The organism is Streptomyces sp. NPDC052109 (genome assembly GCF_040680195.1).
GTDB lineage: Bacteria > Actinomycetota > Actinomycetes > Streptomycetales > Streptomycetaceae > Streptomyces.
Window position 1 is genome coordinate 121883 of sequence record NZ_JBFAWF010000013.1, and the last position, 24038, is coordinate 145920.

At 72.8% G+C, this 24038-nt stretch carries 17 protein-coding genes and 1 pseudogene; 11 read left to right on the forward strand and 7 right to left on the reverse strand.

Going from position 1 to position 24038, the window contains the following annotated elements; all coding sequences use genetic code 11:
- Positions 1 to 15 precede the first annotated feature (15 nt).
- The 4 genes and pseudogenes from AB0L59_RS25380 to AB0L59_RS25395 form a co-directional block, all read left to right on the forward strand.
- A pseudogene (locus tag AB0L59_RS25380) lies at positions 16 to 1002 on the forward strand (RNA polymerase subunit sigma-70); the annotation flags it as partial.
- Between the two features lie 57 nt (positions 1003 to 1059).
- The gene (locus AB0L59_RS25385; RefSeq protein ID WP_365587693.1) at positions 1060 to 1617 is read left to right on the forward strand and encodes a dihydrofolate reductase family protein; all 558 of its coding nucleotides are present in this window, start codon (positions 1060 to 1062) and stop codon (positions 1615 to 1617) included.
- Complete coding sequence (locus tag AB0L59_RS25390; RefSeq protein WP_365587696.1) at positions 1614 to 1928, forward strand: EthD family reductase; 315 nt, start codon at positions 1614 to 1616, stop codon at positions 1926 to 1928. Before AB0L59_RS25385 ends, AB0L59_RS25390 begins: the two co-directional genes overlap by 4 nt.
- Positions 1929 to 2092: 164 nt before the next feature.
- Positions 2093 to 2971 (forward strand): cellulose-binding protein, encoded by an 879-nt coding sequence (locus tag AB0L59_RS25395; protein WP_365587942.1) that lies wholly within the window; start codon positions 2093 to 2095, stop codon positions 2969 to 2971.
- A gap of 3 nt (positions 2972 to 2974) precedes the next feature.
- Here AB0L59_RS25395 and AB0L59_RS25400 read toward each other — a convergent pair whose 3' ends face one another.
- The 3 genes from AB0L59_RS25400 to AB0L59_RS25410 all read right to left on the reverse strand — a co-directional run bounded on the left by AB0L59_RS25400 (position 2975) and on the right by AB0L59_RS25410 (position 7294).
- Positions 2975 to 4621 (reverse strand): cation acetate symporter, encoded by a 1647-nt coding sequence (locus AB0L59_RS25400; protein ID WP_365587697.1) that lies wholly within the window; start codon positions 4619 to 4621, stop codon positions 2975 to 2977.
- Positions 4618 to 5124, reverse strand: a complete 507-nt coding sequence (locus tag AB0L59_RS25405; protein ID WP_365587700.1) for a DUF485 domain-containing protein — start codon at positions 5122 to 5124, stop codon at positions 4618 to 4620. Before AB0L59_RS25405 ends, AB0L59_RS25400 begins: the two co-directional genes overlap by 4 nt.
- A 664-nt stretch (positions 5125 to 5788) precedes the next feature.
- Positions 5789 to 7294, reverse strand: coding sequence for an MFS transporter (locus AB0L59_RS25410; RefSeq protein WP_365587703.1), 1506 nt, complete (start codon positions 7292 to 7294; stop codon positions 5789 to 5791).
- 485 nt (positions 7295 to 7779) lie between these two features.
- Between AB0L59_RS25410 and AB0L59_RS25415 the strand changes: the two genes are divergently transcribed.
- From AB0L59_RS25415 to AB0L59_RS25435, 5 genes are all read left to right on the forward strand, one after another.
- Positions 7780 to 8568, forward strand: a complete 789-nt coding sequence (locus AB0L59_RS25415; protein ID WP_365587705.1) for an ABC transporter ATP-binding protein — start codon at positions 7780 to 7782, stop codon at positions 8566 to 8568.
- Entirely contained in the window at positions 8565 to 11147 is a 2583-nt protein-coding gene (locus tag AB0L59_RS25420) for an FtsX-like permease family protein (protein ID WP_365587708.1), read from the forward strand. Before AB0L59_RS25415 ends, AB0L59_RS25420 begins: the two co-directional genes overlap by 4 nt.
- Before the next feature lie 306 nt (positions 11148 to 11453).
- Positions 11454 to 14987, forward strand: a complete 3534-nt coding sequence (gene mfd, locus AB0L59_RS25425; RefSeq protein ID WP_365587710.1) for a transcription-repair coupling factor — start codon at positions 11454 to 11456, stop codon at positions 14985 to 14987.
- 301 nt (positions 14988 to 15288) lie between these two features.
- Positions 15289 to 16005 carry an HNH endonuclease family protein gene (locus AB0L59_RS25430; RefSeq protein WP_365587712.1) on the forward strand — a complete coding sequence of 239 codons (717 nt, stop codon included), beginning with the start codon at positions 15289 to 15291 and terminating at the stop codon, positions 16003 to 16005.
- An 85-nt stretch (positions 16006 to 16090) separates the two neighbouring features.
- On the forward strand, positions 16091 to 16390 hold the full coding sequence (locus AB0L59_RS25435) for a hypothetical protein (protein WP_365587955.1): 300 nt from the start codon (positions 16091 to 16093) through the stop codon (positions 16388 to 16390).
- On the opposite strand, the gene AB0L59_RS25440 is transcribed toward AB0L59_RS25435, so the two are convergent.
- The 4 genes from AB0L59_RS25440 to AB0L59_RS25455 form a co-directional block, all read right to left on the reverse strand.
- On the reverse strand, positions 16306 to 17430 hold the full coding sequence (locus AB0L59_RS25440) for a hypothetical protein (protein WP_365587714.1): 1125 nt from the start codon (positions 17428 to 17430) through the stop codon (positions 16306 to 16308). The two genes, AB0L59_RS25435 and AB0L59_RS25440, sit on opposite strands and share 85 nt — an antisense overlap.
- Before the next feature lie 35 nt (positions 17431 to 17465).
- Complete coding sequence (locus AB0L59_RS25445; protein WP_365587716.1) at positions 17466 to 19247, reverse strand: M48 family metallopeptidase; 1782 nt, start codon at positions 19245 to 19247, stop codon at positions 17466 to 17468.
- A gap of 49 nt (positions 19248 to 19296) precedes the next feature.
- Positions 19297 to 20028 carry a hypothetical protein gene (locus tag AB0L59_RS25450; RefSeq protein ID WP_365587718.1) on the reverse strand — a complete coding sequence of 244 codons (732 nt, stop codon included), beginning with the start codon at positions 20026 to 20028 and terminating at the stop codon, positions 19297 to 19299.
- A gap of 232 nt (positions 20029 to 20260) precedes the next feature.
- Complete coding sequence (locus AB0L59_RS25455) at positions 20261 to 20698, reverse strand: hypothetical protein (protein WP_365587720.1); 438 nt, start codon at positions 20696 to 20698, stop codon at positions 20261 to 20263.
- Between the two features lie 186 nt (positions 20699 to 20884).
- Here AB0L59_RS25455 and AB0L59_RS25460 point away from each other — a divergent pair, with 186 nt between their 5' ends.
- Complete coding sequence (locus tag AB0L59_RS25460) at positions 20885 to 23266, forward strand: N-6 DNA methylase (RefSeq protein ID WP_365587722.1); 2382 nt, start codon at positions 20885 to 20887, stop codon at positions 23264 to 23266.
- A gap of 123 nt (positions 23267 to 23389) precedes the next feature.
- Positions 23390 to 24022 carry a hypothetical protein gene (locus AB0L59_RS25465; protein ID WP_365587725.1) on the forward strand — a complete coding sequence of 211 codons (633 nt, stop codon included), beginning with the start codon at positions 23390 to 23392 and terminating at the stop codon, positions 24020 to 24022.
- Positions 24023 to 24038: the final 16 nt, after the last annotated feature.

The window sequence follows — 24038 nt, forward strand, 5'->3', positions numbered from 1 at the left end:
CGTGACGGGCATGATGGACCGGTGGACTTCGAGCCGTACCGGGGCGAGCTGGTGGCGTACTGCTATCGCATGCTGGGCTCGTTCCACGAGGCCGAGGACCTGACGCAGGAGACGATGCTGCGGGCCTGGAAGGCGCGGGACCGCTACGACGCCACGCGCGCGTCGGTGCGGACCTGGCTGTACCGCATCGCGACCAACGCCTGCCTGAACGCTCTGGAGAGCCGCTCACGCCGCCCCCTGCCGTCCGGACTGGGGGCACCCTCGGACGATCCCGGGGCGCCGCTGACGCCCGCCCTGGACGTGCCGTGGCTGGAGCCGTTCCCCGAGGCGCGGTTCGACGTGGAGGCACGCGCCGACCTGCGGCTGGCGCTGGTGGCGGCGCTGCAGCTGCTGCCGGCGCGGCAGCGGGCCGTGCTGGTGCTGCGCGAGGTGCTGGAGTTCTCCGCCGCCGAGGTGGCCGAGCAGATGGGCACGTCGGTGGCCGCGGTCAACAGCGCGTTGCAGCGGGCGCGCGCCGTTCTCGCGCGCGGGGGCGCGATCGGGGCGATCGACGAGGTCGGTGAGCCGGACGATCCCGAGGTGCGGGCGGTGGTGGGGCGTTACCTGCGCGCCTTCGAGGCGGCCGACGTACCGGAGCTGGTGCGGCTGCTCACCGAGGACGCGGTCCTGGAGATGCCGCCGGTGCCCCTGTGGTACCGGGGCAGGCGGGAGTACGGCCTGTTCCTGGAGCGGGTGTTCGCGATGCGCGGCACGGGCTGGCGGGTGGAGCGCGTGGCGGCCAACGGACAGCCGGCGCTCGCGGCGTACGCGCCGGAACACGGGGGCGGCCACGCGCTGCACACCGTGCAGGTCCTGACGGTCACCGGCGGCCGGGTCGCCCGGAACGTGGTCTTCGCCGACCCGCGCGTCCTGGCCGCGTTCGCGCCGCCCACGCCCGCCGCCCCCGGAGAGCACACGGCCCCCGACGGCGACCCCGACGCGATGGTCCGCCGGGACCGATGAGTCCGGCCGCTGCCGCCGGTAGGTACCGGCGAGCAACCGAGCGAAGGGACCGTCGTCGTGAGTGTCGTCGTCATCGAGTTCATCACCCTGGACGGGATCGTGTCCGACCCGGACGGGTCCGCGGGCACGCCGTACGGCGGCTGGGCCTTCCGGCACGGCCCGGAGGCGGTCGCCGGGGACAAGTTCCGCCTCGGCCGCGTGCTGGACGAAGGGGTCCTGCTGCTGGGCCGTACCACCTGGGAGCTGTTCGCGCGGCTGTGGCCGGGGCGGGACGACGCGTTCTCCGCGAGGATGAACGCCGTACCCAAGCTGGTCGTCTCCCGTGGCACCCCGGACGTGTCCGCGTGGTCCAACTCCCGCCTGCTGAAAGGTGATCCGGCGGACGCCGTGCGGGCCGAGCGGCGGGAGGTGGTCGTCACCGGCAGCCTCGCCGTCGTGGACGCGCTGCGGGAGGCGGACCTGGTCGACGAGTACCGGCTCATGACCTTCCCGGTGGTGCTGGGGCAGGGCCGGCGTCTGTTCCCGGCCGGGAGCCCGCCGGCCGAGCTGGGGTGCCTGTCGGCCGAACGGGTGGGCGCCGCCGTCCTCACGCGCCATGGCAGGGCGGCACGATGACGGCCCGTTTCCCCGCCCTGTACGAGACTCCCGCCGACCCCGAGGCGTTCGAGCCGCACTACCGCGAGGCGCACGTCCCGCTCGGCCGCCGGCTGCCCCGCCTGCGCCGCTCCACCCTCGGCCGGCGGACGGCGGCGGTGTGCGGAGGCGCGCCGTACTACCTGGTCGCGACGCCGGAGTGGGACTCACCGCAGGAGCTGGACGACGCGGTCGCCTCGCCCGAGGGGCGCGCGGCGGCGGACGCGGCGCGCCTGGCGGAACCGGCGCCCGTTCGCAGCGTGATCGTCACCCTTGAGGAGGAGGTGCTGTAGGCGGTCTGGTGTGCCGCGCCGCGGGCGACGTGCGCGATCCCGGGTGTGACGGGGCTGCGGAGTGTCGCGTTATGAGGGCTTACGTCCGATCCATCAAGATGTGCGCGACATCATCCTGTCGCGTACGTCCGGTGGAGAGGGGTTCCCAGGTGAGCAGCGCATCGATGTCTCCGCACGGCTTCGTGACCGGCCGGGGGCGCGGCTACCGCCCCGATCAGGTCGACGCCTTCGTGGAGACGCTGTCCTGCGACCGTGACGCCGCGTGGGAACGGGCCGCGCGGCTGACCGTGCTCGCGAAGGACATGGAGGCGGAGGCCGCGCGGATGCGCGAGGTCGTCGGCCGGCTCGCACCGCACGCGTACGAGTCGCTCGGCGAGGGCGCACGGCGCTTGTTCCAGGTCGTGCTGGACGAGGCGGCGGACCTCCGCGAGCGCACGCGGCGCGAAGCGCACCAGTGCGTCGCCCAGGCGGAGGAGCAGGCCGAGAGCGCACGCCGGGAGGCGCAGGAAGCGGCGGACGCGCTCCGCGCGGAAGCCGACGAACGCGCCCACCAGTGGCTCCTCGCCGCGCGTGCCGAGGCCGACGCCGTCCGCGTCGGTGCCCGGCGCGAAGTGAAGGACCGGCGCTCGGAGGCGCTCGCCGCGTTGCGCGAGGTGCGGCAGCGCACCACCGGCATGCTCGCCGAGCAGTCCCGGGAGCACGCCGAGCGGTGGGCCGAGGCCGAGCGCGAGGAGGCCGAGCGGATCGCCGCGCTGGACGCCGGGTACGCGGAGCGGATCAGCCGGGCCGAGGCCGCGCTGTCCGAGGCCAAGCAGGCCCTCGGGGAGGCCGAGGTGTCCGCGCGCCGCAGCCAGGAGGAGGCACGCGCGCGTGCCGCCGAGATCATCGCCGACGCGCGCGTGCGCGAGGAACGCATCGCCCGCGAGACGGAACAGGTGCTGCGCGAGCACGGCGAGACCTGGGACGTCGTGACCGCGCACATGGACCACGTCCGCAGCAGCCTCATGTCCCTCAGGGGCAGAGCGGCACTGGAACGGGAGTAGCGCTCACCCTCCCTTCCGCACCGCCCCGGCCAGGATCCACCCCTCCACCGCCTCGTACTGGTGGCGCTGCTGCTCCGCCTTGGCGCGGCCGGAGGCCACCGTGCCGAGCCAGCCGAAGAGGAAGCCGGCCGGGATGGAGACGAGACCGGTCGTGGTGAACGGGAACCAGTTGAAGTCGGCGTGCGGGAAGGCCGAGACGGGTGAGCCGGAGACCAGATTGGTGCCCGGCATGAGCAGCAGCACGGTCAGCGAGCCCCCGATCAGCGTGGCCAGCAGCCCGCTGCGGGTGTAGCGGCGCCAGAAGAGGCCGTACACCAGGGCGGGCGCGATGGCCGAGGCGCCCAGGCAGAAGGAGAGCGTCACCAGGGGCTGCAGGCTGTGGTGCTGCACCAGCGTGGCCAGCAGGATCGTCGGCACCCCTATGGCGAGCGCCGAGGCGCGGGCCAGGGCCATCTCGCGCCGGGCCGGCATCTCCTGCACGCGGGCGGCGAACACGTCGTGGGCGAGGGAGTTGGCGCAGGCGAGGATCATCCCGGCGACCGAGGCGAGCAGGGTCAGGAAGATCGCGGTGGTGACCATGGTGAACAGGAAGGTCTCCGCCGTGGACACGTGGGCGCCGAACACCGCCCGCGAGCCCAGCAGATACGCGGTGTTGCCCTGCGGATCGGCCCCGGCGATCACCGCGCGGCCGACCAGTGCCGTGGCGCCGAACCCGATCACCGTGATGACCAGCACGAACAGCGTGACGATCGACACCGCCCAGGACATCGAGCGGCGCACCTGGCGGGCGCTGGAGGCGGTGTACATGCGCATGGTGATGTGCGGCAGGACGCCACCGCCGAGCACCACCGTCAACTCCGAGGCGACCATGTCGAGCCGGGACCGCGGCCCGGTGCCGAACTGCAGCCCGGAGCGCAGGAAGGCGGGCCCCGCCCCGCTCTGCCGTGAGGCCGCGGCGAACAGGGCGCCGGGGTCCCAGTCGAAACGCCGCAGGATCAGTACGGCGACCACGGCGCCCGAACCGACCAGCATCACGATCTTCAGGATCTGGATGAGCGCGGTGCCCTTCATGCCGCCGATCGCCGCGTAGGCGATCATCAGGGCGCCGAGTCCCACGACGCAGGCCGTCTTCACGGACGTGTTGGAGAAGCCCAGGATGAACGCCATCAGCTGACCGGTTCCGGCGAGTTGGACCAGCATCAGCGGCAGCAGCGCGGCGATCGTCACCGCGCAGGCCGTGATGCGCACACAGCGGCCGGGCAGCCGGCGGGCGAGCGCGTCGCCCATGGTGAACCGGCCCGCGTTGCGCAGCGGCTCGGCCAGCAGGAACATCAGCAGCATCAGCGACAGCGTCGTACTGAGCGCGAGGACGACACCGTCGTAGCCGCACAGGGCGATCACTCCGCCGGTGCCGAGGACGGTGGCCGCGGAGATGTAGTCGCCGGCGATGGCGAGTCCGTTGCGCAGCGGGGACAGGGAGGCGTAGCCGGTGTAGAACTCGTCGAGGTCGTCGTGGTCGGGGCCCGTCATCACGCACAGCAGCAGGATCACCGTGGCGACGGTGGAGAAGGCGACCAGGGACATGGACTGGGCCGAGCCGCTGAAACCGGTGAAGCCCCCCACGACCGGGGTGCCGGCGGCGCCGGTCATCGGATCGCCCCCCGGCGGGCGTCCAGTTCGGCCTCCTTGCGGATGCGGTCCGCGAGCGGATCGACGTGCCGGCGCGCGGTGTGCTCGTACAGGGCGATCGCCAGCCAGGTGACCGGGAGTTGGACCAGCGCGAGCAGCAGGCCGGCGGGGATGCCGTCGGCGGCCGTGCGCGTCATGACGCCGGGCGCGCTCGCGGACAGGACCAGGAACAGCGTGAAGTAGCCCAGCGCGGTGAGGGTGGCGGTGCGCCGCTGCCAGCGGTAGGCGCTGCGCAGCACCCGCAGGTCGCTGTGGTGGCCCACCGGGTCCCGCAGCGGCCTGCGTTCCGGGCGGGGCGGCGGCGGGGCGGCGGGCTGCCAGGGGTAGGTGAGGGGCGGCGGATCGTAGGCGGACGACGGCTGAGGCGGGTCGTAGAAGGGATGCGCTGGGTCGTACGGCGGTCGGGGCGGGGCGTTGAACGGGTGGGGTGGGTCGTACGACGGGTGCTGCGGGTCATAGGACATCCCGGAGCTCCTTGCGTGGCTCGGGTCCGTGGCGGCGGACCGCAGGGAGGTGGGGGTGCGGAGCCACGCACGCTACTCGCGGGTACCGGGGCCGCGCGGCGTTTTCACCGAACTGGCCGGTCGGTATGCGCTTACTACCCGAAAAGGCGCCCAGAGCTGGGGTGTTACCCGCGTTAACCTGCCCTTGGACGCCCCGTGCCGGACCTGCCGGACCCGGCGGTCCCGTCGGTTCGACCGTTGGTACGGCCCTCGTGCGTCCATCGGGGAACGCGCGCGTACCTCCCCCGGGCGATGTCCGCCCCGGTGTCCCCGGGCCCACCGTCGGCGCATCGATCTCTCTCGCGGCTTGTCCCGCCCTGCCCGGCCACCGTGGGGCCCTCGTCCTCGCGGTGGCCCTGTACCTGCAGCCTCCGCCCCCTTCGTCTGCCTCCGCCGGCGTCCAGGCCCCGGCGGCCGCCCACGCGGCGACGGCCCCGGCACGCTGCCCCGCCCCACCGGACCGCACCCCCGCCGGCCGCGTCACCCCGCACCTGCGATCACGCGCGCGTGCGTGGCCGCTTCCCTCGACCGGCACCTCAAGGGGATCACGCGGCCGCGTTGCGCAACCTCTGGTGCTCGACGGGCGGTCGCGGCGAGCCTCCCCGGCGGGCGCCGGCCGGCGCGCTCACTCCTCGCGCACCGGAAACCTCCGCGGTGCCACCACCAGCAGCACCACGAAGGCCAGCACCGCCGCGGCCGCCGCCCCGAGGTACACCGCGTGCACCGCGTCCGCGATCGCCCGCCGGGTCGCCTCCGGGGCCGTACCGGCGTCCAACGCGCGCGTGACGGAGTCCAGATCGCCCGCCCCGCCCAGCCGGGCGGCCAGCACCCCGTTGGCGACGGCGCCGAACAGCGAGGCGCCCAGGGTCTGTCCGGTCTGCCGGCAGAACAGCACCGACGCGGTCGTAGTGCCCCGCTCCGACCAGCCGACCGTGGACTGCACCCCGACGATCAGCGGCAGCTGGAACAGTCCGAGCGCCCCGCCCAGCAGCATCATCAGCAGCGTCGGCTGCCACCACGAGCCGGGGTAGGGCAGGAACGGGAACACGCACAGGATCAGCGCGGCCAGGCCGATGCCGAGCAGCGCGGTGTCCCGGAAGCCGATGCGCCGGTAGACGTGCTGGCTGAGCGCCGCGGCCATCGGCCAGGTGAGCGTCCACACCGACAGCACGAAACCGGCGGCCACGGGCGCGAGTCCGAGCACGGACTGCGCGTACGTCGGCAGGAACACGCTCGGCGCCACCATCAGCAGCCCCAGCGCGCCGAGCGCCAGATTGACGGCCGCGATCGGCCGGCGCCGCCACACCCACCCCGGGATGATCGGCTGCGCCGCCCGCCGCTCCACCACGACCACCACACCGGCCAGGGCCAGGCCCGTGCCGAAGAGCACCAGCGACGGCGCCGACAGCCACGCCCAGGCGACCCCGCCCTGCACGAGCGCGGTCAGCAGCACCCCGCCGCAGGCGAACACCGCCAGCGCGCCGGCCCAGTCCACGCGCGCGTGAGCGGCGTTCTCCGGCGTCTCCCGTGCGGGCTCGTGCAGATGACGGACGATCAGCCACAGCGCCGCGGCGCCGATGGGCAGGTTGATCAGGAAGATCCAGCGCCAGTCGGCGTACGCGGCGAGCACCCCGCCGAGCCCCGGACCGGCCACCGCCGAGACCGCCCACACCGTGGACAGCTTGGACTGGATCTTCGGGCGCTCGGCCAGCGGATACAGATCGGCGGCCAGCGTCTGCACGGTCCCCTGCAACGCCCCGCCGCCCAGACCCTGCACGATCCGGAACGCGATCAGCGCCGCCATGTTCCAGGCACCCGCGCACAGCAGCGAGCCCAGCAGGAACACGGCCGCGCCCGTCACCAGCACCGGCTTGCGGCCGAAGGTGTCGGACAGCTTGCCGTAGACGGGGAGTGTGACGGTCACGGCGAGCAGATAGCCGGAGAAGAGCCACGAGAAGACGGAGAACCCGCCGAGGTCGCCGACGATCTGCGGTACGGCCGTGGAGACGATCGTGGCGTCCAGCGCCGCCAGTGCCATCGCCAGCATCAGCGCGGCGACGACCGCCCCGCGCCGCCGGGTGTCCTGACGCCGCTCGGCGCCGCTGCGTATCGCGGGTGTCGTACTGCCCACTGCGAACCCCTCCCCGTCACTGCCTGCCGGCCCGACCCGTGGCCGATGCACCTTTCCGCGGTACGACAGCTTCCCACGCTCCCACCCGCCTCTCGAGGGTCTCGGACGGCGTTCGCGCGGCCCTGCGCTTGACCCTGACGCGACGGCAGGGTGGAGGATTTCCGCACCGAAGGGTGGAGACGACCCCGAGACCGGCTCCGCCCCTGGGTGGAGCACCCCTAGGGGTACCTCCGTACTACGGCTCGGGGAGGGTTCGTCCCGGCGGAGGACGAGAGCGGCGGGGCCCGCTCCTTAACCTGGCTTTACGCCGCTGGGGGGCGGCTGACCGCACCGGCGGGGTGGGGTTTACCCCCGGGGAAGACGGGGCTTCGCACCAGCGCGCGAAGGCCCCGCCGGCCGCGAGACTCGACGACGTACCCAGGCACGACGGCCCGGACCACCGGGGCGGCACTCACCGACCTGCCAACCGACATAGGAGACATACCGTGACATCGGCTGTGACCATTCCCAGGCACGGGGGCACTGGAGGGCCTACGGCCGTTGCCGCGCGGGCGCGGCAGGTCGTGAAGGCGTACGGGTCCGGCGAGACCCGTGTCGTCGCCCTCGATCACGTCGACGTGGACATCGCGCGGGGCCAGTTCACCGCCATCATGGGCCCCTCGGGTTCCGGAAAGTCCACGCTGATGCACTGCCTCGCGGGACTCGACACCGTGACGAGCGGACAGATCTACCTGGACGACACCGAGATCACCGGCCTGAAGGACAAGAAGCTCACCCAGCTGCGCCGGGACCGGATCGGCTTCATCTTCCAGGCGTTCAACCTGCTCCCGACGCTCAACGCGATCGAGAACATCACACTGCCCATGGACATCGCCGGCCGCAAACCGGACCGGGGGTGGCTGGACCGGGTCGTGGAGACCGTCGGCCTGGCCGGACGGCTCAAGCACCGGCCGACCCAGCTCTCCGGCGGCCAGCAGCAGCGCGTCGCCGTGGCCCGCGCCCTCGCCGCCCGCCCGGAGATCATCTTCGGGGACGAGCCGACCGGAAACCTCGACTCGCGCGCGGGCGCCGAAGTCCTCGGCTTCCTGCGGCGGTCCGTGGACGAGCTGGGCCAGACCATCGTGATGGTCACCCACGACCCCGTGGCCGCCTCCTACGCCGACCGCGTGCTCTACCTCGCCGACGGCCGGATCGTCGACGAGATGTACCAGCCGACGGCCGATCAGGTCCTGGACCGCATGAAGGACTTCGACGCCCGGGGGCGTACGTCATGACCGTCCTGAAGACCTCGATGCGCAACTTCTTCGCGCACAAGGGCCGGATGGCGCTCTCGGCGATCGCGGTCCTGCTGTCGGTCGCCTTCGTGTGCGGGACGCTGGTGTTCACCGACACGATGAACACCACCTTCGACAAGCTCTTCCAGGCCACGGCCTCGGACGTGACGGTCAGCGCGAAGGGCTCCTCCGACACGGGTCAGACGACCTCGCGCACCGGCAAGCCGCCGGTCCTGCCGGCCTCGGTGGTCCGTGAGGTCCGCGGCGCGCAGGGCGTGAAGTCGGCCGAGGGCACCGTGTTCTCCACCTCGGTGACCGTCGTCGACGCCAAGAAGGACAAACTGTCGCCGAGCAGCGGCGCCCCCACCATCGTGGGCAGCTGGAACGGCAACGACGCCCGCACCATGAAGATCACCTCCGGTGCGGCGCCCAAGGGCCCGGACCAGGTCATGGTCGACGAGGACACCGCCGGCAAGCACCACCTGAAGATCGGCGACGACATCGGCATGATCTCGGTCGTCGGCACGCACCACGCGCGCGTGTCCGGCATCGCCGCCTTCAAGGTCACCAACCCCGGCGCGGCGATCTTCTACCTGGACACGAAGACCGCCCAGCAGACCCTGGTCGGCAGGACGGGCGTGTACACCAACGTCAACGTCACCGCCGCCCAGGGCGTGACGAACGACCAGCTGAAGAAGGACGTGACCGCCGTCCTCGGCCACGGCTACAAGGTGCAGACCGCCAAGGAGGTCGCCGACGCCAACCAGAAGAGCGTCGAGAGCTTCCTGAACGTCATGAAGTACGCGATGCTCGGCTTCGCCGGGATCGCCTTCCTCGTCGGCATCTTCCTGATCATCAACACCTTCTCCATGCTGGTCGCCCAGCGCACCCGCGAGATCGGCCTGATGCGCGCCATCGGCTCCTCCCGCAAGCAGGTCAACCGGTCCGTGCTCATCGAGGCGCTGCTGCTCGGCGTGATCGGCTCCCTGCTCGGCGTCGGTGCGGGCGTCGGCATCGCGGTCGGCCTGATGAAGCTCATGGGCCAGATGGGCATGCACCTGTCCACCGACGACCTGACCGTCGCCTGGACGACCCCCGCCGTCGGTCTGCTCCTCGGCGTCGTGGTCACCGTCCTGGCCGCCTACCTGCCCGCCCGCCGCGCCGGCAAGGTCTCCCCGATGGCCGCGCTGCGCGACGCGGGCGCCCCGGCCGACGCCAGGGCGGGTGCCGTCCGCGCCGTCGTCGGCCTGCTCCTGACCGCCGCCGGCGGCTGGAGCCTGTACGTCGCCGCCACCGCCGACAAGGCCAAGGCCGGCTCGGGCTGGCTCGGGCTGGGCGTGGTGGCCACGCTGGTCGGCTTCGTCGTCATCGGCCCGCTGCTGGCCGGCGGCCTGGTCCGGGTCCTCGGCGCGATCATCCTGCGGGTCTTCGGCCCCGTGGGCCGGATGGCCGAGCGCAACGCGCTGCGCAACCCGCGCCGCACCGGTGCCACCGGCGCGGCCCTGATGATCGGCCTGGCCCTGGTGGCCTGTCTGTCGGTGGTCGGCTCCTCCATGGTCGCCTCGGCCACCGACCAGCTCGACAAGACCGTCGGCACCGACTTCATCATCCAGGGCGACCAGGAGTACTCCTTCGTCAACCCCCAGATGGTGCAGAAGATCAAGGACACGCCCGGCCTGGAGCGGGTCACCGAGTACAAGGTCCTCGACGCGTCCCTGACCACACCGGACGGCCGTGTCTCCAGGAACGAGACGATCAACGCGGCCGACCCGACCTACGCACAGGACCTGCGCACCAAGACGGTCGCCGGCAACCTCGCCGACGCCTACAGGCCCGACTCGATGTCCGTCTTCGAGGGCTTCGCCAAGAAGCACCGCATCAAGCTGGGCTCCACCGTCGCGGTCGGCTTCAAGGACGGCAGGACGGCCAGGCTGACCGTGCGCGCGATCACCAGTGACGACGTCGTGGTCGACAAGGGCGCGATGTACGCCTCCGTCGCCACCGCGGCGACGTACGTGCCGGCCGACCGGATGCCGCTGGACCAGCTGGTCTTCGCCACCGCCAAGGACGGGCAGGAGGCGGCCGCCTACAAGGCGCTGAAGCAGACGCTGCGCGACGACCCGGCTCTGACCGTGCGCGACCAGACCGACTACAAGAAGGCGCTGAAGGACCAGATCGGCCAGCTGCTCGACATGATCTACGGCCTGCTCGCCCTCGCGATCATCGTCGCGGTCCTGGGTGTCGTGAACACCCTGGCCCTGTCGGTGGTCGAGCGGACCCGGGAGATCGGCCTCATGCGGGCCATCGGCCTCTCCCGCCGCCAGCTGCGCCGCATGATCCGCCTGGAGTCCGTGGTGATCGCCGTCTTCGGTGCCCTGCTCGGCCTCGGCCTCGGCATGGGCTGGGGCGCGACCGCCCAGAAGCTCCTCGCGCTGGAGGGCCTGAACGTCCTGGACATCCCCTGGCCGACGATCATCACGGTCTTCGTCGCCTCGGCCTTCGTGGGCCTGTTCGCCGCCCTGATCCCGGCGTTCCGGGCGGGCCGGATGAACGTCCTGAACGCCATCGCGACGGACTAGCCGCACAGACGGGAGCGACGGCCACCGCGAGGGGTGCACGGCCGCAGACCACCGCGCAGGGGGTGTACGGCCGCAGACCACCGCATACGGGGGTTGCGGGGGAAGGCCCGGTGCCGGGGAGTCCTGGGGGACTCCCCGGCACCGGGTCGTTTCGTGGTGCACCTCTCGGGCCGGCCGAGTCGGGTGGCGGGCGCAGTTGTCCACAGGCTCCGACGGCAACGCCGGCGGAGTCGTAGGCTGGACAACCCCGGCTGCTCCCCGCGTCGGGTTATTCGCGTTGCCCACCCCCGGACGGAAAGCCCCTCCATGAGCCTGCACGGTCTGCTCGACGCCGTCGTCAAGGACCCCGCCCTCGCGGAAGCGATCACGGCGGCCGCGGACGGCAACCGCATGCACATCGACCTCGTCGGCCCCCCGGCGGCCCGCCCCTTCACCGTCGCCGCACTCGCCCGCGAGGCGGGCCGCCCGGTGCTCGCCGTCACGGCGACGGGCCGCGAGGCCGAGGACCTGGCGGCGGCCCTGCGCTCCCTGCTGCCCGCCGAGGGCGTCGTGGAGTACCCCTCCTGGGAGACCCTCCCGCACGAGCGGCTCAGCCCCCGCAGCGACACCGTCGGCCGCCGTCTCGCCGTCCTGCGCCGCCTCGCCCACCCCCGCCCCGACGACCCCGAGACCGGCCCGGTCTCCGTCGTCGTCGCGCCCGTGCGCTCCGTGCTCCAGCCGCAGGTCAAGGGCCTCGGCGACCTGGAGCCGGTGTCTTTGAGGACCGGCCAGAGCGCCGACCTGAACGACGTCGTGGAAGCCCTCGCCGCCGCCGCCTACGCGCGCGTGGAGCTCGTCGAGAAGCGCGGCGAGTTCGCGGTGCGCGGCGGCATCCTGGACGTCTTCCCGCCCACCGAGGAACACCCCCTGCGCGTGGAGTTCTGGGGCGACGACGTCGAGGAGATCCGCTACTTCAAGGTCGCCGACCAGCGCTCCCTCGAAGTCGCCGAGCACGGCCTGTGGGCACCGCCGTGCCGCGAGCTGCTGCTCACCGACGACGTCCGCGCACGCGCGCGTGCCCTCGCCGAGGAGCACCCGGAGCTGGGTGAACTGCTGAACAAGATCGCCGAGGGCATCGCGGTCGAGGGCATGGAGTCCCTCGCCCCCGTCCTGGTGGACGACATGGAGCTGCTGCTCGACGTCCTTCCCAAGGGCGCGATGGCGGTCGTCTGCGACCCGGAGCGGGTCCGCACGCGCGCCGCCGACCTCGTCGCCACCTCCCAGGAGTTCCTGCAGGCCTCCTGGGCGGCCACCGCGGGCGGCGGCGAGGCCCCGATCGACGTCGGCGCCGCCTCCCTGTGGTCCATCGCCGACGTCCGCGACCGGGCGCGCGAGCTGGACATGATGTGGTGGTCCGTCTCGCCGTTCGCGGCCGACGAGGAGCTCGACGCGGACACCCTCAAGCTCGGCATGCACGCGCCCGAGACCTATCGCGGCGACACCGCGCGGGCCCTCGCCGACACCAAGGGCTGGCTCGCCGACGGCTGGCGCGCGGTGTTCGTCACCGAGGGCCACGGCCCGGCCGCCCGCACGGTGGAGGTGCTCGGCAACGAGGGCATCGCGGCGCGCCTGGACGCCGACCTCGGTGAACTCAGCCCCTCCGTCGTGCACGTCTCCTGCGGCTCGATCGAGTACGGCTTCGTGGACCCGGCCCTCGAGCTCGCCGTGCTCACCGAGACCGACCTGTCCGGCCAGCGCGCCACCGGCCGCGAGGGCGCCCGGATGCCGGCCCGCCGCCGCAAGACCATCGACCCGCTCACCCTGGAGGCGGGCGACTACATCGTCCACGAGCAGCACGGCGTCGGCCGCTACATCGAGATGGTGCAGCGCACCGTCCAGGGCGCCACCCGCGAGTACCTGGTCGTGGAGTACGCCCCCGCCAAGCGCGGCCAGCCCGGCGACCGGCTGTACATCCCCACCGACCAGCTGGAGCAGATCACCAAGTACGTCGGCGGCGAGGCGCCCACCCTGCACCGGCTCGGCGGCGCCGACTGGACGAAGACCAAGGCACGCGCGAAGAAGGCGGTCAAGGAGATCGCCGCCGACCTGATCAAGCTCTACAGCGCGCGCATGGCCGCCCCCGGCCACTCCTTCGGCACCGACACGCCCTGGCAGCGGGAGCTGGAGGACGCCTTCCCCTACGCCGAGACCCCGGACCAGCTCACCACCATCGCCGAGGTCAAGGAGGACATGGAGAAGTCGATTCCGATGGACCGCCTGATCTGCGGCGACGTCGGCTACGGCAAGACCGAGATCGCGGTGCGGGCCGCCTTCAAGGCCGTACAGGACGGCAAGCAGGTCGCCGTCCTCGTCCCGACGACCCTGCTGGTGCAGCAGCACTTCGGGACGTTCTCCGAGCGGTACGCGCAGTTCCCGGTCAGCGTGAAGGCGCTCTCCCGCTTCCAGACCGACACCGAGGCCAAGGCCGTCCTGGAGGGCCTGAAGGACGGCGCGGTGGACGTCGTCATCGGCACCCACCGCCTGTTCTCCTCCGAGACGAAGTTCAAGGACCTGGGCCTGGTCATCGTCGACGAGGAGCAGCGCTTCGGCGTCGAGCACAAGGAGCAGCTGAAGAAGCTCCGCGCGAACGTCGACGTGCTGACGATGTCCGCGACCCCGATCCCCAGAACCCTCGAAATGGCCGTGACCGGCATCCGTGAGATGTCCACGATCACCACGCCCCCGGAGGAGCGCCACCCGGTGCTCACCTTCGTCGGGCCGTACGAGGAGCGGCAGATCGGCGCGGCCATCCGCCGTGAACTGCTGCGCGAGGGCCAGGCCTTCTACATCCACAACCGCGTCGAGTCCATCGACCGCGCGGCGGCCCGGCTGCGCGAGATCGTCCCCGAGGCACGCGTCGCGACGGCCCACGGCCAGATGTCGGAGTCGACTCTGGAGCAGGTCGTCGTCGACTTCTGGGAGAAGAAGTCCGACGTCCTCGTCTCGACCACGATCGTCGAGTCCGGCATCGACATCTCGAACGCCAACACCCTGATCGTGGAGCGCGGCGACACCTTCGGCCTGTCCCAGCTGCACCAGCTGCGCGGCCGCGTCGGGCGGGGCAGGGAGCGCGGCTACGCCTACTTCCTGTACCCGCCGGAGAAGCCCCTGACGGAGACGGCCCACGAGCGCCTGGCGACCATCGCCCAGCACACCGAGATGGGCGCGGGCATGTACGTGGCGATGAAGGACCTGGAGATCCGCGGCGCCGGAAACCTCCTCGGCGGCGAGCAGTCCGGCCACATCGCGGGCGTCGGCTTCGACCTTTACGTCCGCATGGTCGGCGAGGCCGTCGCCGACTACCGGCGGCAGCTGGAGACCGGCGAGATCGAGGAGGAGCCGCCGCTCGAGGTCAAGATCGAGCTGCCCGTCGACGCGCACGTCCCGCACGACTACGCACCCGGCGAGCGCCTGCGCCTCCAGGCCTACCGCGCCATCGCCTCCGCGAACTCGGAGGAGGACATCAAGGCCGTCCGGGAGGAACTCACCGACCGCTACGGCAAGTTGCCCGAACCGGTGGAGAACCTGCTGCTCGTGGCCGGCCTCCGGATGCTCGCCCGCGCGTGCGGCGTCGGCGAGATCGTGCTCCAGGGCAACAACATCCGCTTCGCACCGGTGGAGTTGCGCGAGTCGCAGGAGCTGCGGGTCAAGCGCCTCTACCCGGGCACGGTCATCAAGCCGACCGTGCACCAGGTGCTGGTCCCGCGCCCGAAGACCGCGAAGGTCGGCGGCAAGCCGCTGGTCGGCCGCGAACTGCTGGGCTGGGTCGGGGAGTTCCTCGCCTCGATCCTGGGGTCGTAGAAGCCGCGAGGGGGGCATGAGGCTCGGTGAGCCGGGGGCGACAACCGGCGCGTCGCCCCCGGCTGCTGCCGATGCCGGTGCGCGTTCCGGCGAGCGCCGCCGCGGCGCGAGGTGAGCGGGCGCACACACGCACTCCCCGTACTCCCCCGATGGGCGCCCTCTGCCCCAACTTGGCGCCGGATTGCCCGGAAGTACCCCTTTGGGTCCCATCTGCAGTCGGCGGCGGGGCGGTTACCGTAAGGGACGGAACGATTCCGCCGGTGGCTGAGGGCGGAGCAGCGCGAGTGAGGGGGGACGCACCGTGGGGCGTCTGAGGGGTGGAGCGGTCACCGCCGTGGTCGTGCTGGTCGCCGCGACCGGCTGCACCATGGACAAGAGCAAGGGGGCCTCCGGGCCCGAGCAGAGCGGTGGCAACGGCGCCGCGTCGGCCGCCGTCGACTCACTGACCGTCAAGGGGCGGGCGCCGAAGACCGGCTACTCGCGGGAACGGTTCGGCACCGCCTGGGCGGACACCGACTCCAACTCCTGCGACACCCGCGACGACATACTCAAACGCGACCTGAAGGACGTGAAGCTCACCGGGGGCTCCTGCAAGGTCTCCTACGGACTGCTCGAACCCGACCCCTACTCCGGCAAGGACATCACCTACCGGCGCGGCAGCAGCCAGGTCGACATCGACCACGTCGTCCCCCTCTCCGACGCCTGGCAGAAGGGCGCCAAGTACTGGGACGCCAGTAAGCGCATAGCCCTGGCCAACGACCCCCTCAACCTCATCGCCGTCGACGCGAGCACCAACCGCGGCAAGGGGGACGGCGACGCCGCCACCTGGCTCCCGCCCAACACGAAGTACCGGTGCGCCTATGTGGCCGACCAGGTCGCGGTGAAGAAGAAGTACGGCCTGTGGGTCACCGCGGCCGAGAAGGCCGCTATGAAGAAGGTCCTCAGCGGCTGCCCCGGCCAGGAACTGCCCACGGGCGGCAACCCGACCAGGGCACCGGAGCGTTTCCGCGCCCACTGAGGCCACGCCCGCCGCAACCGCGTCCGTCGACAGGGCCGTACGAGACCCGGATGTGCCGGTGCCGGGACGGCGGGAACATGCGGGGATGCGGGATCTGCGGTGGGACGACGTCTCCGGCTGGTTCGGCCCCGGGGTGATGGGCGCGCTGCCCGACCTGCGCGTGCCCGGCACCCCGGCCGAGGACTGGCACGCGCTCCTCGACCTGGTGAACGCCACCCGGTCGGTGCGCGGGTCGTATCCGAGGATCGTGCCGTTCCCGGGGCATCGAGACGCGGCACCCGTTGCAGCCGCCGCCGGCCGTCAGAGCCCGGCGGAGTGGGAGCGCGGCGAAGGCGCGGGGCGGCCCGCTTTCTCCCAGAGGACGAAGGTGTTCGTGCGGGCGTAGACGAAGGACTTGACCGGGTTGGCGGAGTACGTCCACGGCACGCTGCCGATGTATCCGCCGATCGCCCGGAACTGCTCGACGGCCTCCGCGTACCGCTTCCTGTGGAACAGCATTTTCGCCAGCAGATGCCGGACCAGCGGCAGCCGGTGGTGCCCGGCCGGTACCTGGTCCACGGCGTCCAGGGTGGCGTCCAAGGCCGACGGGATCCACGGCTGGTCGTACACGGGCTCACCGCGTTCCCGCACCGCGTGCTCGAACAGCGCGTACAGGCGCAGTACGGGCAGCAGACTGCCCCGCGGAGCGGAGGCCGCGGCCTGCTCGGCGAACGCGTACATCAGCTCGTGCGAGCCGCGCCACTTGGCGCACCAGTACTGCAGGGCGCTGACATGGGCACCGAAGTGGTGCGGGTCGCGTGCGGCGATCTCGGCCCACAGCGCCCGGAAGTCGTCGTGCGACCAGCCGAGACCCATGGCGATGGTGATCTGCGCGATCCATGGGCAGGGGTCCTCGGGAGCCATCCAGGCCGCCTCCTGGCAGGCGGGCAGCGCCTGGGCCAGCAGCCGGTGGAAGCCCTCGAACTGCTCCGCCGTCGTGTGCTGCGCACCGTTCGCGCCGCGGACCTTGCCCGCGAGCGAGACGAGCGCGTCGGCGTGCACGAGCGCGGCGGACGGGTCGTGGGGGTACTCGCTTCTCCAGGCCTTGACCCAGGTGTCGTCCTCGACGGCGGCGTGCACGAGGATGCCGAGCCGGTACCACCGCAGGTCCCAGTCGCGGCCCGCTCCGGCCAGGTAGGCGGCGGCCTGCCGCCAGTCACCGGCGCGAGCGGCCTCCGCGACCGCGTCGGCCTCGGGATCGGGACCCGCGAAACGGGTGTCGAGCTGCGCGGCGGGCACCAGCCCGTACTTGGCGGCGTCGATGTTGACCGGCGCCTTGGCCTTTGCCTCGGCCCGAGCGGCGCGTGCCTTGCGGGCGTTGCGGGGGATGGTGACGGCCGCGTAGACGAGGGCACCGGCACCGGCTATGTCGATCAGGACGTTCATTCCGGGTCTTTCGGAGTCGGGGGAGGGGAAGGCTGTCAGGGCAGGGGGTGCGGTGGGAGCCAGGGCGGGGCGGTGGCTGGAGGCGCCGTGCCGCCGACCGGCCACCGACTGCCGCCGAGCAGCAGGGCGCGCAGTGGCGCCGTGCCGGCCGGATCGGCGACCGCGTGGTCAAGCGCCTCCTCCAGTGCCTCGGCGAGCCCATCGGGTGCCACCCGGCGCACCGGGGGCCCCGCCCAGCACAGCTCCCACCGGCACAGCCCGGCGTCCAGCACGGCGAGCAGGGTCAGGTGACGCAGGGCCGCGCGGAACGCCGTCCTGGCGAACTCACGAGCCGCACGGCCACTGCTCCGGCCGGCCTGCTCCGACTTGGGCAGCCGGTCGGCGATGTCGTGCAGCAGGCCGTGGTCGAGCATGTCCAGGAGCCGGTCGAGGTCTGTGAATCCGCGTGCGGCGAACCCCCTCGCCCCGGCCGCCTGGGCCATGGCCCCCAGCAGCGGCCCCACCTCCCGCGCCCACCTCTCGCGCCGGGTCCGCGACGGCAGTTCGGCCCAGGGCACCCGCCGCATGGACAGCGCCTCCGGGCTCAGTACGGCCCGCTCCAGCTCGGCGAGCAGGGTGTGCGGCGCCCGCAGCAGTGCGGACGCGGGGCGCCGTACGAGCGAGGTGGCGCGTCCGTCGTCCGGGAGTGCTTCCAGCGCCGCGATGCGGTCGGCTGTGGGCGGGTGGGTGTCGTAGGGAGACCTCTCCTGGGAGGTCTCCTCCGGGAGCTCCCGGGCGAACGCCTCCAGCTGCGCCTGGCGTGCGCCGTCCGCGAGCAGATGCGCGAGCCCGCCGTACAACTGTCCTTCCGGCGGCAGCAACCCGGCCTGGGAGCCCATCAGGGCGTAACCGCGCCGATAGAGGTCGTCGGCGGCTTCGAGCGCGGGAACGCGGCGCAGTGCGGCGGCCGTGGTGCGCGGTCCCGCGATCCGGGCGGCCACCAGATCGGCCGCGTACTCCTGCCGTCGGCTGACGGCTTCGGTCAGCCGGAGGCACATCCTGGCGTACGCGGAGAAGACGATCGCCAGGTAGTGGTCCGGGCCCCGCGTGGGCTCCCGCTTCACCGGTGGCGGCTTGCCGGCCGCCCGGCGCCGGGCGGCCCGCGCGGCGGACGCCGCCTTCTGCTCGGCCTCCTCGGCGGCGGCCCGGTTCTGCAACGTGAGCACGGTGTCCTGCAACCTGCTGCGCAGTGCCCAGAGCAGGCCCCCCAGCCGGGTGTCGTCGTGCACGTAATGCCCCAGCTCGTGCGCGAGTACGGCGTCCAGCTCGTCCTCGGGCAGGCCTATCAGCAGCGCCACGCCGAGGAAGAGCCGGCGTTCGCCCGCGACCAGCCCGAGCCACCGGGCGTCCTCGCACACCATGGCCCCCGCCCCCGGGATCACCCGTATCTCCGCGGGCGGCCGAGTGCCCACCCGCTCGGCCAGGTCACGCACCCGCCGCCACAGCTCCGGCTGCTCCTGCGGCGTCAGTGACAGACCGGAAGGCCCGTCCCGCTCCTCCCCGCGGCCACGGCTGAGCAGGACGACCCGCACCACGCACCAGGCGACCGCCAGTGAGCCCAGGTAGCCCTCCAGAGCCATGACCGTGAAGCCCGGGCCCCGGGCCAGGGCGACGTCCAGGGCCGCCAGGGCGACGAGTATGAGCAGTGCCAGCAGATAGAACCCGATCAGCAGGCCGAGGCCGAGTGCGGCGCGCAACGAAGTGGCGGGTACGCCGCGGCTCCGTACGGCGGCTTCTTCGGCGGCCGCCCGGCCGGCGAGGCGGGACCTCTGGCGCATGGGCATCCTTCGCGGGTGCGGAACGGTCGTGGGACGGGGACGCCGGTGATCAGGCCTGATCGCCCGGCTTCGCCTCCTTCTTCAGCGCCGCGAGGACCGTCGTCGTCACCCTCTTCGCGGACGAGGCGCCGTTGTCGCTGCCCGCCGTGGACAGCACGGTGACCACGGTGTTGCCGGAACGGGCCGCGATCAGCGTGGTGCCGTTCTGCCAGGCGCCGCTCGTCAGCGTCATCGTGTAGGCCTCGTCGCCGAGCCCGGCCGTGGGCTTGCCGGTGAGCTCCACCTTGGCGTGCGCGTCGGTGTCCGTGAACGTGGCGCACGCGGTGGCGACGCTCTGCAGCTCCTTCAGCACCGAGGCGGCCGTGGCGCCCTGGAAGGTGTCGATCTCCTGGGCCACTTCCTCGGTCTTGTCCTTGTTGGCGTAGTCGTTCTGCGCGAACGACACGCCTCCCTTGTAGCCGGAAATCTGGATCCAGGACGTGGCCTCCAGCCTCTTGCAGTCCGGCTTCGCGGTCTTCCTGCTCGACGGGGAGAGGAACTGGTCGCCGCTGTCGGCGGAACCGTCGGTCTCGATGGTGAGCCCGGACGGGAAGGCCGACGCGGGCGCCAGCGCCTTCTTCAACTGCGTACCGGTGGCAAGCCCGGCGTTGAGGTCCTTCGCCTTGGCCGGCTTGGCGCTCGCACCCCCGGCGTCCGGGGAGGAACCGGACGAGCAGGCGGTGAGGGCCAGGGGAAGCGCCGCGACGGCGAGCAGTGTGGCGACACGGGGGGAGAGGCGCATGACGATCCTTCAAAAGGTTGAGTGTCAGGGGAGTGTGGGGGGGGGCGGCGTACGGCATGCCGTACGGCGTCCGGAACCGGCGCCGGCCGCGGGGAGTCGAGCCCCGAGCCGGAGCCGGTCGGACAGGTTCGGTGAGCGGTGCGTGGTGCGCGGTGGTGCGTGGTACGGGGTGAGCGGTGCGTGGTGCGCGGTGGTGCGTGGTACGGGGTGAGCGGTGGTGGGAGGGGCCGGGTCAGGCCGCCTTCTTCCAGGCGCCGCAGCCCGTCGTCTTGAAGTAGGCGTCGCTCGGGCTGATGGTGACGACGGCCGTGCCGGTCACGTTGTCATTGGCGATGATCGAGTCCGTCCCCTGCTCGGCGTCCTTGGCGCGCTCCCAGTAGCACATGTCGTCGGCGTTGTCCCTGGTGCGGTACGTGCCCGGCTTCACGTCGGAGCCGACCTGGTACTCGCCGTCGCCGGAGATGGCGGCCTTCTTCCCGCCCGCCGCCTGGCCGCCCCCCGCGTCCTTCTTGCCCTTGGTGCCGCCGGGCGTGTGCTCGGCGGCGGAAGACCCCTTGTCGCTGCTGCCGGAGCCGCCGTCCTTGCCGCCGCTGCCGGCGTTCGCGGACACGGCACCGATGACGACGATCCCCACGACGGCGCCCAGCGCGACCTTGGCCTTCGTGCCCATGGCGAATCCCCTCCCAAAGCGGCGGCCGCCCCCTCCGGTGGCCGCTCGTTCGCTGGGTCAATAAGAGCAGAGGCTGTGAACCGAGTCAACACGATCCAAGCAATCGGTTGTGTACACGCACGTGAATGCATGGATCTTGTGTACGCGGCTATGCTCGGCGCACACAGGACGAGGGGAGCGGGGCCGGTGCAGGACAACGCGACTGAGGTGACCGCGGCCGGAATCGCCCGGCTCGCCGGAGTGGGCCGGGCCGCCGTCAGCAACTGGCGGCGTCGGCACGCCGACTTCCCCAAGCCGGTCGGGGGCACCGAGACGAGCCCGTCCTTCGCGCTCGGCGAGGTCGAGGCGTGGCTGCGCAAGCAGGGCAAACTCGCCGAGGTCCCGCTGCGGGAACGGGTCTGGCAGCAGCTCGTCGGACACCCCGAGGGCCCGCTGACCGCCCTGGTGCACGCGGGCTGCGCCCTGCTGCTGATCCACGAGCGCCCCACCGTCTGGCTCGACGCGACCGCCGGCTCCGACGCCCGCCTGGCGGCCCTGATGCCGGGCGCGCTGGAGCAGGTGCTGACACCACGGTTCGGCGGCGTACCGGCAGCCGGTGTGAAGGCGTCCTCCGGGGCGCCCGGTGTGAACGCGGGCGCGACGGGAGGCGGTGTGAACACGGGCGCCGTGGCCGGCGGTGTGAACGCGCCCTCCGCAGCGCCTGGTGTGAACGCGCCGCCCGGGTCCGCCGGTGTGAACGCGCCGCCCGGGTCCGCCGGTGTGAACGACGCGCCCGCGACCCCCGCCGTGAACTCGTCCCCGGCTGGGCAGCCTGTGAACGCACGGTCAGCCGTTCACACCCCCACCGACGTTCACGGCACGCCCCCTCGGCGCGCCTCCACCCCCCGCGCCTCCACCCCCCGCGCCTCCACCTCCCGCACAGCCGACCCCGCCACCCCCGCCCCCGCCCTCCGCATCCCCACCGGGCCCCAACTCCTCCCCTCCGTACCGCTCCTGCGCGGCGCGGGCGAGCTGGCCGCCGAGATCGGGGCGCGGCAGGCCTTCGAGTTCCTGCTGGGCCGGCACCTGGACGCCAACCCCCGCCAGTACACGCTCACCCCGACCGGCCTCGCCGGTCTCATGGCCGACCTCGTCGGACCCGTCCGTACCGTCCTGGACCCCGCCTGCGGCACCGGCGCCCTGCTGCGGGCCGTCGACACCCGCCCCGGCCAGGAGCTGTACGCACAGGACAGCGCACCCGAGCTGGCCGCGCTCACCGCGCTCCGGCTCGCGCTGCACTCCCGGGCCGCCGTGCGGGCCGCCGCCGGCGACACTCTGCGTGCCGACGCCCATCCGGAGCTGCGCGCCGACGCGGTGCTGTGCCACCCGCCGTTCAACGAGCGCAACTGGGGCCACGACGAACTGGCCTACGACGCCCGCTGGGAGTACGGCTTCCCGGCCCGCACCGAGTCCGAACTGGCCTGGGTGCAGCACGCGCTGGCCCGGCTGGCCGACGGCGGATCCGCCGTGCTGCTCATGCCGCCGGCCGCCGCCTCCCGCCGTTCCGGGCGCCGGATCCGTGCCGACCTGCTGCGCCGGGGTGCGCTCAGGGCCGTGGTGGCGCTGCCGGTCGGAGCCGCGCCGCCGTACAACATCCCGCTGCACGTGTGGGTGCTGCGCCGGCCGGACCGGACGCCGGCCGCGCCCGAGGTGCTGCTCGTGGACACCGGGAGGTTCGCCGGGGAGGGGCGCGGTGGTCCCCACTGGGCGGCCGTGCGGGAGGCCGTGCTGGACGCCTGGCGTTCCTTCGAGCGCGCGGGGCGGCTGGAGGAGCGGCCCGGGTTCGCCCGTTCCGTGCCGGTCATCGGACTCCTCGACGACGACGTCGACCTCGCCCCCGCCCGCCATCTGCCGCCGGCCGCCGTGGCCGACGGCGCCGAACAGCTCACGGCGGTGCGGGAGCACCTCGGCGAGACCCTGCGCCTGACCGCCGACCTCACGCCCCCGCCCGCCGCTCCCGCGCCGGGCACGCGCTGGCCGCTCACCACCATCGGTGAACTCGCGCGCGGGGGCGCGCTGGTGATGCGCACCGGCGGGAACGGCGGCCACGTGCGCGTGCCGGTGCTCACCGACCACGACGTCCTCGCCGGCACGGCGCCCTCCGGGACGCTGCCCGAGAGCGAGGAGGAGGCGGTGCTGGCCGAGCCGGGCGACGTCGTCGTACCGGTGCTGGGCGGGGGTTCGGTGGCGCGCGTGATCGACGAGGCGACGGGGGGCGCCGCCCTGGGGCGCAACCTCGTGCTCCTGCGCCCCGATCGCGCGGCGCTCGACCCGTGGTTCCTCGCCGGCTTCCTGCGCGGCACCGCGAACAACCGGCAGGCCAGCAGTTACGCCTCCACCGCTACCCGGCTGGACGTGCGCCGCCTGCAGCTGCCCCGGCTCCCGCTGGACGAGCAACGGCGCTACGGCGCGCGCTTCCGCGCACTCGACGAGTTCGAGCGGGCGCTGCGCCACACGAGCCGGCTCGGGGAACAGCTCGTGCGCGGAATGTACGACGGGCTGACGGACGGGACGGTGGCACCGGACTGAGGAAGGCCGCGGCGACGTCCGCGCGACAACGGTTCGGTACAACCCGGGACCGGTTGTCCTCGGCGGCCTATACGCTCGGACTCGGCACACACGTCCGAACCCATCAGGCCTCCAGGAGCAGCCATGCAAGGCCCCGGCTACGCGCCGCCTCCGCCGCAGCCACCCTCGACCGGGGTGCTGGTCGTGCTGCGCGTGATCTTCGTGGCCGTGGCGCTCCTCAGCATCGGATTCCTGGCGTGGGTGGCGCCGCTCCGTGCGGCGATCGTGACCCGCAGGCGCGCCGAGTGGGGGTTCTTCGCGGGGACGCTGGTGGTCCTCGGCATCAGCTTCGCCCTGCTCAGCACCGACCACACCGACGACTTCAGCACGCCGAACGGCAACGCGGGCATGATCATCCTGCTGCTGAACGCCGTGGCCTGCGTCGGCTACTTCCTGTACGCGGACATACGCCACTTCCATCGGCTCCGTCAGGCCTACGTCGCGCGGATGCCGTTGGCGCCGGGGTACGGATACCCGCAGCCCGCGCCGCCGTTCGCCGCGACGACCGGGCCGAGCATGCCCCAACCCCCGTACGCCCCGGCGCCGATGCCCCACCCGTCCGCACCCCACCCGTCCGCACCCCAGCCGCCCGTCCCCGCGCCGCCGCAGCGCCCCGCCCCCGCGCGCATCAACCAGGTCCGCGCCGAACTGGACGAGCTGAGCGACTACCTGCGCAAGCAGGACGGCCGGCCCGGCAGCGGTGAGGGCGGAAGGTGACCGTGGCGCCAGGACG

What these genes read in the sequence shown, in the direction of transcription:
- AB0L59_RS25445 (WP_365587716.1), bottom strand. Translation starts at nt 19,247, where the DNA reads ATGCGCCAGAGGTCCCGCCTCGCCGGCCGGGCGGCCGCCGAAGAAGCC.
- AB0L59_RS25450 (WP_365587718.1), bottom strand. Translation starts at nt 20,028, where the DNA reads ATGCGCCTCTCCCCCCGTGTCGCCACACTGCTCGCCGTCGCGGCGCTT.
- AB0L59_RS25455 (WP_365587720.1), bottom strand. Translation starts at nt 20,698, where the DNA reads ATGGGCACGAAGGCCAAGGTCGCGCTGGGCGCCGTCGTGGGGATCGTC.
- AB0L59_RS25400 (WP_365587697.1), bottom strand. Translation starts at nt 4,621, where the DNA reads ATGACCGGCGCCGCCGGCACCCCGGTCGTGGGGGGCTTCACCGGTTTC.
- AB0L59_RS25395 (WP_365587942.1), top strand. Translation starts at nt 2,093, where the DNA reads ATGTCTCCGCACGGCTTCGTGACCGGCCGGGGGCGCGGCTACCGCCCC.
- AB0L59_RS25435 (WP_365587955.1), top strand. Translation starts at nt 16,091, where the DNA reads ATGCGGGATCTGCGGTGGGACGACGTCTCCGGCTGGTTCGGCCCCGGG.
- mfd (WP_365587710.1), top strand. Translation starts at nt 11,454, where the DNA reads ATGAGCCTGCACGGTCTGCTCGACGCCGTCGTCAAGGACCCCGCCCTC.
- AB0L59_RS25465 (WP_365587725.1), top strand. Translation starts at nt 23,390, where the DNA reads ATGCAAGGCCCCGGCTACGCGCCGCCTCCGCCGCAGCCACCCTCGACC.
- AB0L59_RS25390 (WP_365587696.1), top strand. Translation starts at nt 1,614, where the DNA reads ATGACGGCCCGTTTCCCCGCCCTGTACGAGACTCCCGCCGACCCCGAG.
- AB0L59_RS25420 (WP_365587708.1), top strand. Translation starts at nt 8,565, where the DNA reads ATGACCGTCCTGAAGACCTCGATGCGCAACTTCTTCGCGCACAAGGGC.
- AB0L59_RS25405 (WP_365587700.1), bottom strand. Translation starts at nt 5,124, where the DNA reads ATGTCCTATGACCCGCAGCACCCGTCGTACGACCCACCCCACCCGTTC.
- AB0L59_RS25440 (WP_365587714.1), bottom strand. Translation starts at nt 17,430, where the DNA reads ATGAACGTCCTGATCGACATAGCCGGTGCCGGTGCCCTCGTCTACGCG.